We start from the raw sequence: 16,791 nt of genomic DNA, 5'->3' as shown, positions 1-16,791 counted from the left end.
TGGTGCCGGAGGCACGATCTCGCCAGATTCCCGGAGCTGTCCCTCCCCCTATCAGGGGGAGGCTCGGCGGGGGTAAAACACCCATCACACATGCTCCCCATCATAGGAGTGCCCGGCCCGTAGTCCGTCCCTTACCCGCGCCGCAATCGCCAGAAATTCCGGCGTCTCGCGAATATCCAGCGGCCGTTCGCGCGGCAGATCGCTTTCGATAATGTCCGTCACCCGGCCCGGGCGCGGCGACATCACCACGATTTTCGTCGAGAGATAGACCGCCTCGGGAATCGAATGCGTCACAAAGCAGATGGTTTTCTGTGTCCGCTCCCAGAGTTTCAAAAGTTCGGAATTGAGATGATCCCGGACGATTTCATCCAGCGCCCCGAAGGGCTCGTCCATGAGGAGAAGATCAGCATCAAAGGCTAGCGCGCGGGCGATGGAGGCGCGCTGCTGCATGCCGCCCGAAAGCTGCCAGGGAAACTTCTTCTCGAACCCCGAAAGGTTCACCAGCTCCATGGTTCGCCGGATGCGCTCGGCCTGCTCACTGGCCGAATAGCCCATGATTTCGAGCGGCAGCGCCACGTTCTTTTCGATAGTCCGCCACGGATAAAGCGCCGGCGCCTGGAACACATAGCCATAGGAGCGCGCCTTGCGGGCATTCTCGGGGCTTTGCCCATTGACCGTCAGCGTGCCTGACGTGGGCTGCTCGAGATCGGCAATGGTGCGCAAAAAAGTCGTCTTCCCGCAGCCGGACGGGCCGATAAAGGAGACGAAATCACCCTTGATGATGGTGAGGTTGACGTCGCTGAGTGCAACGACGTCGCCATCATTGGTTTTGAAGGTCAGGCCGAGGTTTTCGGCAGAAACAACGGCCGTCATCAAACCCCCGTCGCCGGAATGCCGGAGCGCTCGATCTTGCGCGGCGCCACAATGTCCTTCCACTGGCTAAGCGCCCGGTTGACCGGGTTCTTGGCCTCGCGCGCCACGAACTTGCCGTGGCCGGGCTCGGCCCTGACCTCGTTTTCGACGATGGAGACCTTGCCCCGGCTCAGCACAAACCGCGGCAGGCCCTTCACCTCAAAGCCCTCAAAGACGTTGTAGTCGATCACCGACTGCTGGCTTCTCGCCGAAATCGTCTTGGAGCGGTTGGGGTCCCAGACCACGAGGTCGGCATCGGCGCCAACCATCACAGCACCCTTTTTCGGGTACATGTTCAGGATCTTGGCGATGTTGGTGGACGTCACCGCCACGAACTCGTTCATGGTCAGGCGCCCGGTATTTACACCTGCAGTCCAGAGCACGGGCATACGGTCTTCGAGCCCGCCCGTGCCGTTCGGAATTTTTGCAAAATTGCCGATCCCGGTGCGCTTCTGCTCGGTGGTAAAGGCGCAGTGGTCGGTGGCAACGCAGGAGAGCGAGCCCGACTGCAGCCCGGCCCAGAGCGAATCCTGATGCTGCTTGTTGCGGAAGGGCGGCGACATCACGCGCCGGGCGGCATGGTCCCAATCCCGGTTGAAATACTCACTCTCATCCAGCGTCAGATGCTGGATCAGCGGCTCGCCATAAACGCGCATGCCCTTGGCGCGGGCCCGGCGAATGGCTTCATGCGCCTGCTCGCAGCTTGTGTGCACCACATAGAGCGGCACCCCCGCCATGTCAGCCAGCATGATGGCGCGGTTGGTCGCTTCGCCCTCCACTTCCGGCGGGCGGGAATAAGCGTGGCCTTCGGGCCCATTATTGCCCTCGGCAAGCAGCTTCGCCGTCATCGCCGCAACGACGTCGCCGTTTTCGGCATGAACGAGCGGCAGCGCGCCAAGGTCGGCGCAGCGCTGGAACGAGGCGAACATCTCGTCGTCGTTCACCATCAAACTGCCCTTATAGGCCATGAAATGCTTGAACGAGGTGATGCCGCGGTCCACGACCTCGGCCATTTCATTAAAGACCTGCTCGCCCCACCAGGTGATTGCCATGTGGAAGGAATAGTCGGCTGACGCCTTGCCAGTCTTGTTGTCCCACATTTGCAGCGCCTCAAGCAGGCTCTGATTGGGATTGGGCAGGCAGAAATCGACCACCATGGTGGTGCCGCCGGCAAGACCCGCGCGCGTGCCGCTCTCGAAATCGTCGGCCGAATAGGTCCCCATGAAGGGCATTTCGAGATGGGTATGCGGATCAATGCCGCCCGGCATGATGTAGCACCCGGCCGCATCAAGCACTTCGTCGCCAGACAGGTTTTGGCCGATCTCGACGATGACATCCCCCTCGATCTTCACATCGGCCTCATAGGAGAGATCCGCCGTGACGACCGTGCCGCCCTTGATAATCTTGCTCATTCTTCGTTCCCTTGCAGTCCGAAAAGACCCGCCACGCACCCCTCAGCGCTGATCGGCGGGTCTTTTTTGTTTTTAAGTCGATGCGGCTCCTTCTTGCCCTCGTCCCATGAGGGAGAGCCCGGACTTCGCAAAGCGCAGTCCGGGTGAGGGGGCCTTATGGGGCGCCAAGAATTTCACTCCACGATCTCCGCGGTTTCCACCACGGCATGGAACAGCACGTCGCAACCTGCGGCGGCCCATTCGAGGGAAATCTCTTCGGCCTCGTTGTGGCTCAGTCCATCCACGCAGGGGCACATGATCATGGTTGTCGGCGCCAGTTTGGCCGCCCAGCAGGCGTCATGTCCCGCACCCGAAATGATGTTCATGTGGCTATAGCCGAGCTTTTCAGCCGCCGAGCGGACCCGCTCCACCAGCGTCGGATCAAAGGTGACGGGATCAAAATGCCCCACCGCCTCAACCGAGCAGCCAACGCCCAGTTCGGCGCAGATTTCGGCGGCGCGTGCTTCGATCTTGGCGCGCATGCGGTCGAGCTTTTCCTGGCTCGGGGTGCGCAAATCGACAGTGAACACCACCGTCCCCGGCAGCACGTTTCGCGAGTTCGGCGAAAACTTCACCTGCCCCGTGCCGGCCACCGCGCCGGGTTGCTCGGACATGGCGATTTCCTGCACCGCCTCAAAAATTCGCGCCATCGCCAGCCCGGCATTGACGCGCATATTCATCGGCGTCGAGCCGGTATGAGCTTCCTTGCCGGTGAGCGTGAATTCGAGCCACCACAGACCCTGGCAATGGGTGACAACGCCGATCTGTTTGTTCTCGGCCTCGAGGATCGGGCCCTGTTCGATGTGATATTCGAAATAGGCGTGCATCTTGCGCGCGCCGACCTCTTCGTCACCGACCCAGCCAATGCGCTCGAGCTCGTCGCCAAATCGCTTGCCGTCCATGTCCTTGCGATCATAGGCATATTCAAGGCTATGCACGCCGGCGAAGACCCCCGACGCCACCATGGCCGGGGCGAAGCGCGCGCCCTCTTCATTGGTCCAGTTGGTGACAACGATGGGGTGCTTGGTCTTGATCCCGAGATCATTCATCGAGCGCACGACTTCGAGCCCGGCGAGCACGCCGAGCACGCCGTCATATTTCCCGCCAGTCGGCTGGGTGTCGAGGTGGCTGCCGATGTAAACCGGCAAGGCATCGGGATCGGTGCCCGGACGGGTCATGAACATGGTGCCCATCTTGTCGACGCCCATGGTAAGCCCCGCCTCTTCGCACCAGCGCTGGAAAAGCTCCCGCCCCTCCTTGTCGGCATCGGTCAGGGTCTGCCGATTATTACCCCCGGCAATCCCCGGCCCCACCTTGGCCATATCCATCAGGCTCTCCCAGAGCCGATCGCCATTGATACGAAGGTTCTCACCGGGAGAGGTCATTTTCTTGCTCTTATGTCTGTGTGGTCAAAATAGGTGGCCCCGCCAGCGCGCGAGGGCACTGGCGGGGCCAAAAATTTGTCTGCCCTCTCTGTGTGAGAGAGGCAAGGGGCGGTCAGCGATGTGTTGTGAACGCTGACCATCTGACCCTACTTCACGCTCGGAAACGAAAACTCCGCGCCGCCCTTGATCCCTGCGGGCCAGCGGGTGGTGACGGTTTTGAGCCGCGTATAGAAGTGGATGCCCTCGGGCCCATAGATGGAGTGGTCGCCAAACAGCGAACGCTTCCAGCCGCCGAAGGAGTGATAGGCCACTGGCACCGGGATCGGCACGTTGATGCCCACCATGCCCACTTCGATCTTGTCGGCAAATTCTCGTGCCGCATCGCCATCGCGGGTAAAAATCGCCGTGCCATTGGCATATTCATGCCCATGGATCAGATCGACCGCGTCCTGGAAATTTTCGCGCCGGACCACCGAGAGGACCGGCCCAAAAATCTCGTCCTTGTAGATCGACATATGCGGCTCGACATTGTCGAACAGCGTGCCGCCCACATAATAGCCGTTCTCATAGCCCTGGAGCTTGAAGCCACGGCCGTCGACGACGAGCTTGGCCCCTTCCTTCTCGCCCGCGTCGATGTACCCAAGAATCTTGTCGCGGTGCATTTTCGTCACCACAGGACCCATTTCGGCGTCCTTGTCGGTGGAGGGGCCGATCTTGAGGCTTTCCACGCGCGGCTTGAGCTTTTCGATCAGCGCATCGGCCGTGCCCTTGCCCACTGGCACGGCTACGGAAATGGCCATGCAGCGTTCGCCAGCCGAGCCATAGCCGGCGCCCATCAGCGCGTCGGCCGCCTGGTCGAGGTCGGCATCCGGCATGATGATCATATGGTTCTTGGCGCCGCCCAGGGCCTGCACGCGCTTACCGGCCTTGGTGCCGCGCTGGTAGACATATTCAGCGATGGGCGTCGAGCCGACAAAGCTCACCGCCTTGATGTCGGGATGATCCAGAATGCCGTCGACCATCTCCTTGTCGCCGTGGATCACCTGCAAAATGCCTTCGGGCAGGCCGGCCTCCATGAAGAGGTTCCAGGCCAGCATCGGTGCGGACGGATCACGCTCGGAGGGCTTCAAAATGAAGGCATTGCCGCAGGCGATGGCCGCCGGATACATCCACATCGGCACCATGGCGGGGAAGTTGAACGGGGTCACCCCGGCCACCACACCCAGTGGCTGGCGATCCGAATAGGTGTCGATGCTCGGCCCAACATTGCGGGAGTATTCGCCCTTCAAGAGGTGCGGAATACCACAGGCGAAGTCGACGCAGTCGATCCCGCGGGCCACTTCGCCCAGCGCATCGTCATGCACCTTGCCGTGTTCCCTGGAAATCTCGCGCGCGATATCGTCGGCATATTGATCGAGAAGCGCCTTGAACTTAAACATCACGCGGGCGCGCTTCATCGGCGGGGTATTGCCCCAGGCCACCTGCGCCTTTACAGCCGAGGCCACGGCTTCGTTAAGCTCGTCCATGGTCGACAGGGGCAGTTCTGCGCTCTGTTCGCCAGTGGCCGGATTGAACACGGGCACGCGCCGCGTCGAGCTCGACACATAGCGCTTGCCGGCCACGGCGTTCTCGATGATCTGCATCAGTCGATCCTCTTCCTTGCAGGAACAAAAATTCTATCGTTTCGCTTATAGAATGTTTGTTCCATTTTACTCAAGCGTCTTGAGGATGCCGGCCAGGGTCGTGATGATCTGGTCGATCTGGTTTTCGGAAACGATCAGCGGTGGGCTGAGCGCGATGATGTCGCCGGTCGTGCGAATTAGAAGGCCCTGCTCGAAGGCGGCGAGGAAGGCCGCGAAGGCCCGCTTGGTCGGCTGTCCTGCGATGGGTTCCAGCTCGACCGCGCCAACAAGGCCGATATTTCGGATATCGATGACATGCGGCAGGCCCTTGAGGCTGTGCAGCCCGTCTTCCCAAACCTTGGCGAGGTCGGCGCCGCGGGTGAGCAGGCCTTCGTCCTTATAGGTTTCGAGCGTGGCAAGGCCCGCCGCCGAGGCGATCGGATTGCCCGAATAGGTATAGCCGTGGAAGAACTCGATGAGGTGTTCCGGCCCCTGCATGAAGGCGTCGTGGATCTCCTTGGAGACCATCACAGCGCCCATCGGAATGACACCATTGGTCAGGCCCTTGGCCGTCACCAGAATATCCGGCGTCACGCCAAAATAATCGGCACCAAATGGCGTTCCAAGACGCCCATAGCCCGTGATCACTTCGTCAAAGATCAGCAAAATGCCATGTTTCTTGGTGATGTCGCGCAGGCGTTGGAGATAGCCCGGGGGCGGGATGAGCACGCCGGTTGAACCGGCCACCGGCTCGACGATCACCGCGGCAATAGTCGAGGCATCATGCAGGGTGACAATGCGTTCCAGCTCGTCGGCGAGGTCAACGCCATGCTCGGGCACGCCGCGCGAAAACGCGTTCTTGGCCAGATTATGCGTATGCGGCAGATGGTCGACGCCGGTAAGAAGCGTACCGAACATCTTGCGGTTGGTGACAATGCCGCCCACCGAAATGCCGCCGAAATTGACCCCGTGATAGCCGCGTTCGCGGCCGATCAGGCGGCTGCGCGCGCCCTGCCCGATCACCTTCTGATAGGCCAGCGCCACCTTGAGCGCGGTCTCGACCGATTCCGAACCCGAATTGGTGAAAAGCACATGGTCGAGCCCATCGGGCGTCAGATCCACTAGCCGATTGGCCAGCTCGAACGCCTTGGGGTGGCCCATCTGGAAGGCCGGCGCATAGTCGAGCTCTGCGGCCTGCTTTGAGATCGCCTCCACGATTTTCGGACGGGCATGGCCGGCATTGACGCACCAGAGGCCAGCGGTGCCATCGAGCACCTGGCGGCCATCGCTGGTTGTGTAGTGCATGTCCTTGGCCGCCACGAACATGCGCGGCGATTTCTTGAACTGCCGGTTGGCCGTAAACGGCATCCAGAACGCGCTGAGATCGTTCGGCACGACGGCATTATTGGTGGACACGACAGTTCGCTCCCTATTTGACTGCCCTTTATCCGGCCATTATTCGCGGGCGCTTGACAGTTGAAGTCGAACCCCAGATTTTTGACCAGTTGGAAAAATGTTAGCACTCCTGTTCTTTCCCGCAAGACGAAAATGGCACCCAGAAAGCTGAAATCGGTCGAGCCCCCTAAAGCGCCCGCCAAGCGGGTCCATAAAGCTGACGCCAAGGCGGCCAAGAGCCGTCCGGCCACGCGTATCCAGAAAGAAAAACAGGACGCTATCCTCGAGGCGGCGCTGGACGTTTTCTCCATGCACGGCTTTCGGGGCGCCACCATCGACCAGATCGCCGAAGTGGCGGGGATGAGCAAACCCAATCTGCTCTATTATTTTCCCAAGAAGGAAGAGATCCATCGCCGCCTGATGAGCGAACTGCTCGTCACCTGGCTGGCCCCGCTCGAAGAGATGCGGGCCGATGGGGACCCCTTCTCGGAAATCCGCTCCTACATTCGCCGCAAGCTTGAGATGGCGCGCGATTTTCCGCGCGAAAGCCGGCTCTTCGCCAATGAGATGCTGCGCGGCGCCCCCCACATCATCGACATGATCGAGGTGGACCTCAAGAACCTCGTCGATGAAAAGGCAAAAATCCTGCTCGGCTGGATGGACGAGGGCAAGATCGCCCGCGCCGACCCCTATCACCTGATCTTTTCCATCTGGGCCACCACTCAGCACTATGCTGATTTCGACGTCCAAGTCCGCGCTGTTCTCGGCAAAGGCCGCGGCGGTGAGGGCCGGTTTGAGGACGCCGCCCGCTATCTCGAACAGCTCTTCCTCCACGGTCTCACGCCCAGGACGAAGACGACCAAGCCCGCCGAATAGGCGGTTTGGCGCAGCCCATAGGCTCGGCCCCAAAATTCTCCCCGCCGTCATCACCGGGTTTATCCCGGTGATCCACCTTGAGACGCGCTGGATTGCCCGGCCAGCTGAAATCTCTCGAAGCGGTCAAGTTCGGCCGTGATCGCCGACTGCTCGTCCGCGCCAATCTCTTCGAGCCAGGTCCAGTTCTGCACCAGCAGCTTTCCTGCCCCGCGGTCGGTCTTGAGATCGATCGCCGCCACCACGCGATCATCGATCAGCACCGGCAGGGCGAAATAACCGTATTTCCGTTTTGCCGCCGGGACATAGGCTTCGAACACATGCTCATAGCCAAAGAACAATTTTAGGCGCTTTCGCAGAATGATCAGTGGATCGAAAGGCGACAGGATATGCACCCGCCCCGCCGCAGGAAGAACCCCCTGCTCTAAGACCTCCGGCGCCGCCCAGTGCCGGATTTTTTCTGCCCCTTCTATGACCACTTCCACCAGTTGCCGCCGCTTCACCCGCGCCTCGATCAGTTCGAGCACTGCCTTTTTCGCGGGCGCGTTGAGATGGCAGATGGAGTCGAGGCTGACCACTCCCTGGCTGCGCAAGGCGCGGTCGAGAATATAGGCAGTCCCCTGCCGCCCGGTCGCCGGACGCGGGCTCTTCTCCCAACCAAAATGCCGCTCGGCGAGATCGTAGGTCTTGAGCATCCCCTCGCGTCGGGAGATCACCGCCAGACCCTGAAAAAACATCAGCTGCAACACGCGTTTGGAAGGTTTGCGGCTCGCCCAGGCGTGGTTCTTTTCCACCAGCTCGTCGTCGTCGATATCGCGGATCGACAGCGGCCCCTCGGTCTTGAGCCGGCGCACCATGGCGCGGACCTCGTCGGTCGTCACCGAGCCGAACCAGCGGCTCGGATTGGCCCGATAATGCTGCATCAGCGGCACGAAGAACGGAAAGTCCCCCGCCGGCACATAGCTCAGCGCATGGGTCCAATATTCAAAGATCGACTTGTCCGTCGATTGCAGGTGCGCCAGATCGCTTCGGCGATAGTGCGGAATGCGCGAATAGAGAATGTGATGGTGGCAGCGCTCGATCACATTGATCGTGTCGATCTGCAAATAGCCCAGCTGCGATATGGCTTTCGCCGCCGCCTGCGGCCCTTCGCCAAACGGCGCCGTCTCATCAAGGCGCTGGGCCCGCATCCAGATGGCGCGGGCCAGAGCTCCGGTGAGTGCGACAGGGCCCCGCGCCAATTCTTTCCGTCCTAGGCGGCCGCGGCCTGGGCGAGGCGACCGGTCAGCGAATTGGTCATCACCCCGGTGATTTCCACCTGGTGGATGGCCCCGATGAGATCGGTGCTGCCCTCGAGATGGACGGCCTGCAGATAGGGCGAACGTCCGCCCACCTGCCCCGGCATGCGTCCGACCCGTTCGATCAGCACTGGCAGTGTGCGTCCGACCATCGAAGCGTGGAACTGGTTGGTCTGGCTGGTCACCAGCTCCTGCAGCCGCGCGAGACGCTCGACCTTCACTTCTTCTGCCACCTGGTTGCCCAGGTTGGCGCCCGGCGTGCCGGGCCGGGTCGAATATTTGAACGAATAGGCCGAGGCATAGCCGACCGCGCGGATGATCGAGAGTGTGTCCTCGAAATCCCTATCGGTTTCACCCGGGAAGCCGACGATGAAATCGCCCGAGAGCGCCATGTCCGGCCGTGCCGTCTTGATCTTGTCGATCAGCGCCAGATATTCGGCGGCCGTGTGCTTGCGGTTCATCGCCTTCAAGATCGTGTCCGAGCCCGACTGCACCGGCAGGTGCAGATAAGGCATCAGGAAACCGAGGTCGCGATGCGCCGCGATCAGCGCGTCATCCATGTCGCGCGGATGGCTGGTGGTATAGCGCAGGCGCTCCAGCCCCGGAATTTCGGCGAGCCGATAGGCCAGTTCACCAAGGCCCACGGCGCGACCGCCATCTTCGCCGTGATAGGCGTTGACGTTCTGACCAAGCAGCGTGATTTCCTTCACCCCCGCCTCGGCGAGGCGGCGCGCTTCGTCCAGCACCTGGGCCACCGGCCGGCTGACTTCGGAGCCGCGGGTATAGGGCACCACGCAGAACGAGCAGAACTTGTCGCAGCCTTCCTGCACGGTGAGAAACGCTGTGAGACCCCGGCTGATGGTCACTTCTTTGCGAGCCGCCGGGAGATGAGCGAACTTGTCTTCCTCCGGAAAATCCGTATCGACGACGGCCCGCTTGAGGCTCGGGTGCATGTGGCGCTGACTTTCCGCCTTGGCCAGCATTTCGGGCAGGCGGTGGTAGGCCTGCGGGCCGAACACCATGTCCACCATGGGCGCGCGACGGGCGATTTCCTCGCCCTCGGCCTGGGCCACGCAGCCGGCAACGCCGATCATCAGGTCGCCGCCTGATGCGCGCCTGTCGGTCTGCAGTTCCTTCAGCCGCCCCAGCTCGGAGAAAACCTTTTCGCTGGCTTTCTCGCGGATATGGCAGGTATTTAGCAAAATGAGGTCGGCCTCGGCCATATCCTGCGTCGGATGATAGCCGTGGGGGGCCAGTGCATCGGCCATGCGATCACTGTCATAGACGTTCATCTGGCAACCATAGGTCTTGATGAACAGCTTTTTGGGGGCGAACTGCGTGTCGGTCATGGGGGGTGTTTACCAGAGCCGCGCCTCGGTTTCCATGCCTTGCAACCCCGTGCGTCTTTGCGTGTTGTATATGCTCTGCGACTCGTTCGCAGCACAGGGATCGCCGGCAGGGGCTTGGCTGACATTCTCTGCTATTTTAGGTGAAGAGGCACAGGGATAGACCATGCTCGTAACCGAACCACGGCCACGAGCCGACTGTGTCAATGTCATGGATATCTCCTGACATGAGCGAGATCCAGGCAAAGGGTGAAACTCCCGCTGTTCGTGATGAGCTCACGACTTCCCGCCGGATCAACCGTCGCGCCCGCCCCGTGGCGCTTTATCTCGTCGCCCTCGTCCTCGTCATCATCATCCCCGCCCTCGTCGTGACGCTGGTTCTCATCAAGCGCACCAATGACGCCCAGGAGTCGGTTGTACAGGCGTTGACTTCGGCAACCGTCCAGGCAATGGGTCAGGCGGTGGAGCGCGAAATCTCGGGCATGATCACCACCTTGCGGGTCCTCTCATCCGATCAGGCCCTGCTCGATGGCGATTACGCCCGCTTTCACCAGCGCTCGCTGATCGCACTGGCCGGCTCGGGATCATATCTCCTCGCTGTCGACGACCAGATGCAGCAAATCCTCAATACACGCGTCTCCTTCGGCGAGCCCCTCTCCATTACCGCCAATGCAGCGACAGCTCGCCGCGCCTTCGACAGGCGCATGGCGACAGTGTCCGATCTGTTCTTTGGCAATATCGCCCAGACCTGGGTCTTCAATGTCTGGCTGCCGGTCGATGCCGGCGCCATAAAACTCCTTTCCCTGACGCAAAATGCCCGCGATCTTGTTCCGGTCCTGCAGTCGCGGGAATTGCCACAAGGCTGGCATGCAGCCTTGGTCGACGGCAGCAATGGCGTCATTTCGGCGACGCCCGACACGGGCCTTGGCATTGGCGATGTTCTGCCGATCCGCCGCGGCGCCAGCCCGCAGGAAAGCTGGGTCGAAGAGCAGCTGAACAACGAGACCGTGATCACCTCCGAATGGCGCTCCGGCCTCACCGGATGGCGTATTGTCGCCTGGGCCTCGGCGTCCACCGTGCGCCAGCCTCTGGGGGAATCCCTCGTACAGCTGGCCGCATGGGGTGCCATTATCGCCATTGCCGCCTCGGCCATTGCCGTCGTCATCGCCCAGAAGCTGGGCCAGTCGGTCAGTGGCCTGCGGCGCGACGCCCAGCGCCTTGGGCGTGGAGAGGTGGTCTATGAGCGCTTCTACCCCGTCACTGAAATCGATGAGGTCTCCGGCGCACTCAGTCTGGCCTCCCGCCAGCGCCAGGCCGCCGAGCGCGATGTGCATTTCCTCATGCGCGAGCTGGCGCATCGCTCCAAGAACCAGATGGCGGTCATCTCCGCCATGGCCAAGCAGACCGCCCGCGGCGCCACCGACATCGCCGACTATGTCGCCGCCTTCGAGCGGCGCATCCTGGGTCTGGCACGCTCGACCGATCTCCTGCTTGCCCATGGCCGCGCCGGCGTCTCGCTCAGCGAACTCGTCGCTCTACAGCTCGCCCCCTTCCGGCCGCCCGACGACCGGCGAGTGTCCATCACCGGCGACGATATCCGTATAAATCCCCAAGGCGCGCAAATCCTGGGCATGGCGCTTCATGAAATGGCCGTCAACGCCATGCGCTTCGGTGCCCTTGCCGACGACGACGGCGAGCTCGGCATCAAATTCGAGCGTCAGGGCGCGTCGCTGCGCCTCACCTGGCGCGAAACGCTGTCACGTCCCCTTGTCTCCAGCGAGCACAAGGGGTTTGGCACCACGGTCCTGCGCACCATGGTCGGCGGGGCACTGGGAGCCGTCGTCGAGCACATTGAACATCCCAATGGCGTTGAATGGTCATTCCAGATTCCGCTTTCGGCCCTGGATCCGTCTTTTTCCGCCACAAGGCCGGACGAGCGCGACCTCTGAACGGCGAATATTCTGGCATTTTGCGCCGCTTTCCACTATGAGAACGCCAGCTGTGGCCTCGTGCCCGGCGTAACCGGCCCCGCCTGGACGACATCCCGGCCGGGGCATCTTCCAAATCCTCACAGTAAAGGGATCATACGATGTCGATTACCGCTGAACGAAAGAGCGAACTCATCAAGGAATACGCGACCACTCCAAACGACACCGGCTCGCCGGAAGTCCAAGTCGCGATCCTGTCCGAGCGCATCGCAAACCTGACCGAGCACTTCAAGGGCCACAACAAGGATAACCATTCTCGTCGTGGTCTGCTCAAGCTGGTTTCGACCCGTCGTAGCCTTCTCGACTATGTCAAGAAGATCGACGAGAACCGCTACAAGACGCTGATCGAAAAGCTCGGCCTGCGCCGCTAAGCGCAATAAATTCCGGCGCGGGAACCCCAAGGTTTCCGCGCCGGCGCCCTTTTGGGCATCATATCCGACCTCTGGCGCCCATCTGCCGCAGGTCGCCATGGCCGGCGGTGCCGGAGCATGGCAGGATTATCAGCCCCTTCCGCTGCGGAGGCGCTCATTGTCTTGTCCATGTTCTGTCCCGCCAAACTGGAAACCGTGCCTGATTTTGAGCCGGCGCGCACATGGGGTGCGACGCTTGGTGCGGGCACACCGGCAGAGTTCGTAGGGATTGGCCGTCCCCGCGTTCCCGCTCCGCCGGCAGAATGGAAAGACAAAGTTCCATGACGATCAATTTCGATCATCACAAGGTTGAGCTCAACTGGGGCGGCCAGCCGCTGACCCTCGAGACCGGCAAGATTGCCCGTCAGGCTGATGGCGCCGTGCTCGCCACCCTGGGCGAGACCGTGGTTCTGGCCACCGTCGTTTCGGCAAAGACCGCCAAGCCGGGCCAGGACTTCTTCCCCCTGACCGTCAACTACCAGGAAAAATACTTCGCCGCCGGCAAGATCCCGGGTGGCTATTTCAAGCGCGAAGGCCGTCCGTCCGAGAACGAGACCCTGGTGTCGCGCCTGATCGATCGTCCGATCCGTCCGCTCTTCCCCGATGGCTACAAGAACGAGACCCAGGTGGTCATCACCGTTCTGCAGCATGACATGGAAAACAACCCGGACGTGCTGTCCATGGTCGCAGCTTCCGCTGCACTGACCATCTCGGGTGTTCCCTTCATGGGCCCGATCGGCGCTGCCCGCGTTGGCTACGTCAACGGCGAATATGTGCTGAACCTGCCCGTCGACCGTCGCGCTGACAGCAAGCTCGACCTCGTCATGGCCGGCACCCAGGACGCCGTCCTGATGGTGGAATCGGAAGCTCAGGAGCTTTCCGAAGAAGTCATGCTCGGCGCCGTGATGTTCGGCCATGCCGAAAGCGCCAAGGTCATCCAGGCCATCATCAAACTGGCCGAGCTGGCTGCCAAGGAACCGCGCGAGTTCACTCCGCCCGACTTCTCGGCTCTCGAAACCGAAGTTCTGGCCATTGCCGAAGCTGATCTGCGTGCTGCTTACCAGATCACCGAAAAGGCCCAGCGCTACGCTGCGGTCGATGCCGCCAACACCAAGGTCAAGGCCGCTTTCGCTGCCAAGATCGAAGCTGGCGAAATCACCAAGGAAGCTCTCGGCGAGGTGGTGCATAACCTCCAGGCCAAGATCGTCCGCTGGAACATTCTCGACACCGGCAGCCGTATCGACGGCCGTGACACCAAGACCGTGCGTCCGATCGTCTCGGAAGTCGGCGTCCTGCCGCGCACCCATGGTTCGGCCATCTTTACCCGTGGCGAAACCCAGGCGCTGGTCGTTGCCACGCTGGGCACCGGCGAAGACGAGCAGTTCGTCGACAGCCTCGAAGGCACCCGCAAGGAAAACTTCCTGCTGCACTACAACTTCCCTCCGTACTCCGTGGGTGAAGCTGGTCGCATGGGGTCGCCCGGTCGTCGCGAAATCGGACACGGCAAGCTTGCATGGCGCGCCATCAACCCGATCCGTCCGTCGGTCGAAGAATTCCCCTACACGATCCGTATCGTGTCCGAGATCACCGAATCCAACGGCTCGTCCTCCATGGCGACTGTTTGCGGTACCTCTCTGGCGCTGATGGATGCCGGCGTGCCGATGAAGCGCCCGGTTGCCGGTATCGCCATGGGCCTGATCCTCGAAGGCGAAAAGTTCGCCGTGCTGTCCGACATCCTGGGTGACGAAGATCACCTCGGCGACATGGACTTCAAGGTGGCCGGTACGGACGAGGGCATCACCTCGCTCCAGATGGACATCAAGATCGCCGGCATCACCGAAGAGATCATGAAGATCGCCCTGGCTCAGGCCAAGGACGGCCGCATCCATATCCTGGGTGAAATGAGCAAGGCCCTGTCGGCCTCGCGTGGCGAAGTGGGCGAGTTCGCTCCCCGCATCGAAACGCTGAAGATCCCGACCGACAAGATCCGTGAAGTGATCGGCACCGGTGGCAAGGTCATCCGCGAGATCGTCGAAAAGACCGGCGCCAAGATCAACATCGAAGACGACGGCACCGTGAAGGTCTCGTCCTCCGATGGTTCGCAGATCGACGCCGCCATCAAGTGGATCCGCTCCATCACCGACGAAGCCGAAGTGGGCGCCATCTACCAGGGCACCGTCGTCAAGACCGCCGATTTCGGCGCCTTCGTGAACTTCTTCGGCGCCAAGGATGGCCTCGTGCACATCTCCCAGCTGGCCGAAGCCCGCGTTGCCAAGACCACCGACGTGGTTAAGGAAGGCGACAAGGTCTGGGTCAAGCTGCTCGGCTTTGACGAGCGCGGCAAGGTCCGCCTCTCCATGAAGGTTGTCGACCAGGCAACCGGCAAGGAAATCACCAAGGACGAAGCCGCCGAATAAGGCGCCTTCATCCAACAGAAATGCAGAAGGCCCGGAGAAATCCGGGCCTTTTCTTTGGCTGCGATCCCGCCCGCCTAGACGAGGAGCGCCGAGGCCAGCGTCAGGGCGACCATCACGACCGCCGTCGTCAGGTGCACGCGGTAGCTGTTGACCACCATCCCTGCTCCCAGCACGCAGACCATGATGAGGTCGAAGATGATCCCCTCGGGCGAAACAATGCTCTCCGACCAACCCTCCTTGACCACGCTGTCGACGATGCCGAGCAGGAAGCTGATGATCAGCACGCTGTAGAACCAGTGGCGCCGCGCGATGAAATAGGAAAAATGGTCGCCGAACTCATCGACATTGTCAGGCAGCAGCACGGCCGCGAGGAACAGAAAGCTGCCGCAATAGGCGATCTGGAAGAGATAGGTCGCAAAGGTCCATTCGACCTTGGCAAAACTATGCGCCTCGTCCCACCAGAAAAGCGTCACCGAGGCAAAGAGGAAGAAAGACCACAGCCCATGCAGCAGGTTGATCCTGTGCGATTTGGGCTGCTGCACGAACTTTGCGACCCCATTGAGCAGTCGCCCCAGTGTCAGGCCCAGCAGCGTTCCCGAGATCAACCGCACATAGAGTAAGACGTCGGTATCCATGCTTGTTACTGGCCTCCCCCAGCCATTTGCGTCGCGCTGTACCCTCCCCGGCAGCAGCGCACGATAGTGTCCGGCAATTATGAGGCACATGGGTGCTTTAGAGTGGTTACCGCGGATCAACAGTGTAGCAGCGGTTCCAACTTTGTTGCGAAAATGCCACGGCCCCCCACACATCAATTCCGCGCGAGGAACCGCCCCATTGTCGCCTCGTTAACCGAGTGAGGCTTTCCTGCACTCGACAAGGGCTGTGGCAGATCTTACCCACGGACCAACTCCTTCATTCGCGCAACGCACCCCCCGAGGACTGACTTGATCTCCCGCCGTCTGTTCATGATAGGCCTGCCCGCCGTCGCTCTGGCCGCCTGCTCCTCAACTCGCCAGCCTGTCGTGCAGGAGCCCACGATCGATCCCTATTACCTGCGCATGTATGGGCCGGTTCTGGGGGAGCCCCATCCTATCGCCGCCATGGATCTGCGCCGCGTTGATCCGCAGTGGTGGCGCCAGGAAGTGCCCTATTTCACCGATGAGCGTCCCGGTACGCTCGTGGTCGACACCCCCGCGCATTACCTCTACCTCGTCATGGAGGGCGGTCGCGCCCTGCGCTATGGCATCGGTGTAGGCAAGGATGAAGCGCTGGTGTTCCGTGGCAATGCCACTATCGGCCGCAAGGCTGCCTGGCCGCGCTGGACCCCGACCAAGTCGATGATTGCCCGTGAGCCAGAGCGCTACGGCCCCTATGCCGGCGGCATGGAGCCAGGCCCGACCAATCCGCTCGGTCCGCGTGCGCTCTATCTCTACCGCAACGGCGCCGATACCCTGTTCCGCATCCATGGCACCACCGAGCCCTATACGATCGGCACCAATGTGTCCTCTGGCTGCATTCGCCTGATGAACCAGGACATCATCGATCTCTATGCCCGCGTGCCCGTCGGTGCCCGCGTCACGGTGATCAACGCCTGATTGAAATTCCGGAATTGCCGGCGGCGTCGGTTTTTTTACCGTAGTCACCCGCCACCGGCATCAAAAGGCCTGCTTCCGGAAGGGGCAGGCCTTTTTCTA

At 61.5% G+C, this 16,791-nt stretch carries 13 protein-coding genes; 5 read left to right on the top strand and 8 right to left on the bottom strand.

The genetic code is table 11. The features are described 5' to 3' along the window. Window positions 1-84: 84 nt before the first annotated feature. The 5 genes from NYQ88_RS00405 to NYQ88_RS00385 all read right to left on the bottom strand — a co-directional run bounded on the left by NYQ88_RS00405 (window position 85) and on the right by NYQ88_RS00385 (window position 6,738). The gene (locus NYQ88_RS00405; RefSeq protein WP_275653023.1) at window positions 85-873 is read right to left on the bottom strand and encodes an ABC transporter ATP-binding protein; all 789 of its coding nucleotides are present in this window, start codon (window positions 871-873) and stop codon (window positions 85-87) included. Next, window positions 873-2,324 carry a dihydropyrimidinase gene (hydA, locus tag NYQ88_RS00400; protein ID WP_275653022.1) on the bottom strand — a complete coding sequence of 484 codons (1,452 nt, stop codon included), beginning with the start codon at window positions 2,322-2,324 and terminating at the stop codon, window positions 873-875. Before hydA ends, NYQ88_RS00405 begins: the two co-directional genes overlap by 1 nt. 173 nt (window positions 2,325-2,497) lie before the next feature. Next, window positions 2,498-3,748: a Zn-dependent hydrolase gene (locus tag NYQ88_RS00395; RefSeq protein ID WP_275653021.1), complete on the bottom strand. Its 1,251-nt coding sequence runs from the start codon at window positions 3,746-3,748 to the stop codon at window positions 2,498-2,500. Between the two features lie 146 nt (window positions 3,749-3,894). Next, entirely contained in the window at window positions 3,895-5,391 is a 1,497-nt protein-coding gene (locus NYQ88_RS00390; protein ID WP_275653020.1) for a CoA-acylating methylmalonate-semialdehyde dehydrogenase, read from the bottom strand. 66 nt (window positions 5,392-5,457) lie between these two features. Further along, on the bottom strand, window positions 5,458-6,738 hold the full coding sequence (locus NYQ88_RS00385; protein WP_275654976.1) for an aspartate aminotransferase family protein: 1,281 nt from the start codon (window positions 6,736-6,738) through the stop codon (window positions 5,458-5,460). A gap of 180 nt (window positions 6,739-6,918) precedes the next feature. Here NYQ88_RS00385 and NYQ88_RS00380 point away from each other — a divergent pair, with 180 nt between their 5' ends. After that, window positions 6,919-7,641 carry a TetR family transcriptional regulator C-terminal domain-containing protein gene (locus NYQ88_RS00380; RefSeq protein ID WP_275653019.1) on the top strand — a complete coding sequence of 241 codons (723 nt, stop codon included), beginning with the start codon at window positions 6,919-6,921 and terminating at the stop codon, window positions 7,639-7,641. A 59-nt stretch (window positions 7,642-7,700) separates the two neighbouring features. Here NYQ88_RS00380 and NYQ88_RS00375 read toward each other — a convergent pair whose 3' ends face one another. Together NYQ88_RS00375 and miaB are read right to left on the bottom strand one after the other, a co-directional pair. Continuing rightward, entirely contained in the window at window positions 7,701-8,828 is a 1,128-nt protein-coding gene (locus tag NYQ88_RS00375; RefSeq protein ID WP_275654975.1) for a crosslink repair DNA glycosylase YcaQ family protein, read from the bottom strand. 62 nt (window positions 8,829-8,890) lie between these two features. Further along, complete coding sequence (miaB, locus tag NYQ88_RS00370; protein WP_275653018.1) at window positions 8,891-10,285, bottom strand: tRNA (N6-isopentenyl adenosine(37)-C2)-methylthiotransferase MiaB; 1,395 nt, start codon at window positions 10,283-10,285, stop codon at window positions 8,891-8,893. A gap of 224 nt (window positions 10,286-10,509) precedes the next feature. Here miaB and NYQ88_RS00365 point away from each other — a divergent pair, with 224 nt between their 5' ends. From NYQ88_RS00365 to pnp, 3 genes are all read left to right on the top strand, one after another. Continuing rightward, entirely contained in the window at window positions 10,510-12,231 is a 1,722-nt protein-coding gene (locus tag NYQ88_RS00365) for a sensor histidine kinase (RefSeq protein ID WP_275653017.1), read from the top strand. A gap of 140 nt (window positions 12,232-12,371) precedes the next feature. After that, complete coding sequence (rpsO, locus tag NYQ88_RS00360; protein ID WP_275653016.1) at window positions 12,372-12,641, top strand: 30S ribosomal protein S15; 270 nt, start codon at window positions 12,372-12,374, stop codon at window positions 12,639-12,641. 320 nt (window positions 12,642-12,961) lie between these two features. After that, the gene (gene pnp / locus NYQ88_RS00355; RefSeq protein ID WP_275653015.1) at window positions 12,962-15,097 is read left to right on the top strand and encodes a polyribonucleotide nucleotidyltransferase; all 2,136 of its coding nucleotides are present in this window, start codon (window positions 12,962-12,964) and stop codon (window positions 15,095-15,097) included. Window positions 15,098-15,171: 74 nt separating this feature from the next. On the opposite strand, the gene NYQ88_RS00350 is transcribed toward pnp, so the two are convergent. After that, window positions 15,172-15,732, bottom strand: a complete 561-nt coding sequence (locus NYQ88_RS00350) for a hypothetical protein (protein ID WP_275653014.1) — start codon at window positions 15,730-15,732, stop codon at window positions 15,172-15,174. Window positions 15,733-16,062: 330 nt separating this feature from the next. Here NYQ88_RS00350 and NYQ88_RS00345 point away from each other — a divergent pair, with 330 nt between their 5' ends. Continuing rightward, window positions 16,063-16,692 carry a L,D-transpeptidase gene (locus tag NYQ88_RS00345; RefSeq protein WP_275654974.1) on the top strand — a complete coding sequence of 210 codons (630 nt, stop codon included), beginning with the start codon at window positions 16,063-16,065 and terminating at the stop codon, window positions 16,690-16,692. The last annotated feature ends 99 nt before the right edge of the window (window positions 16,693-16,791 follow it).

Source organism: Devosia sp. SD17-2 (assembly GCF_029201565.1).
In the GTDB taxonomy this organism is placed as follows: domain Bacteria; phylum Pseudomonadota; class Alphaproteobacteria; order Rhizobiales; family Devosiaceae; genus Devosia.
Note: the sequence above shows the minus strand (reverse complement) of the source record. Positions and strands in the feature narration are given on the sequence as shown.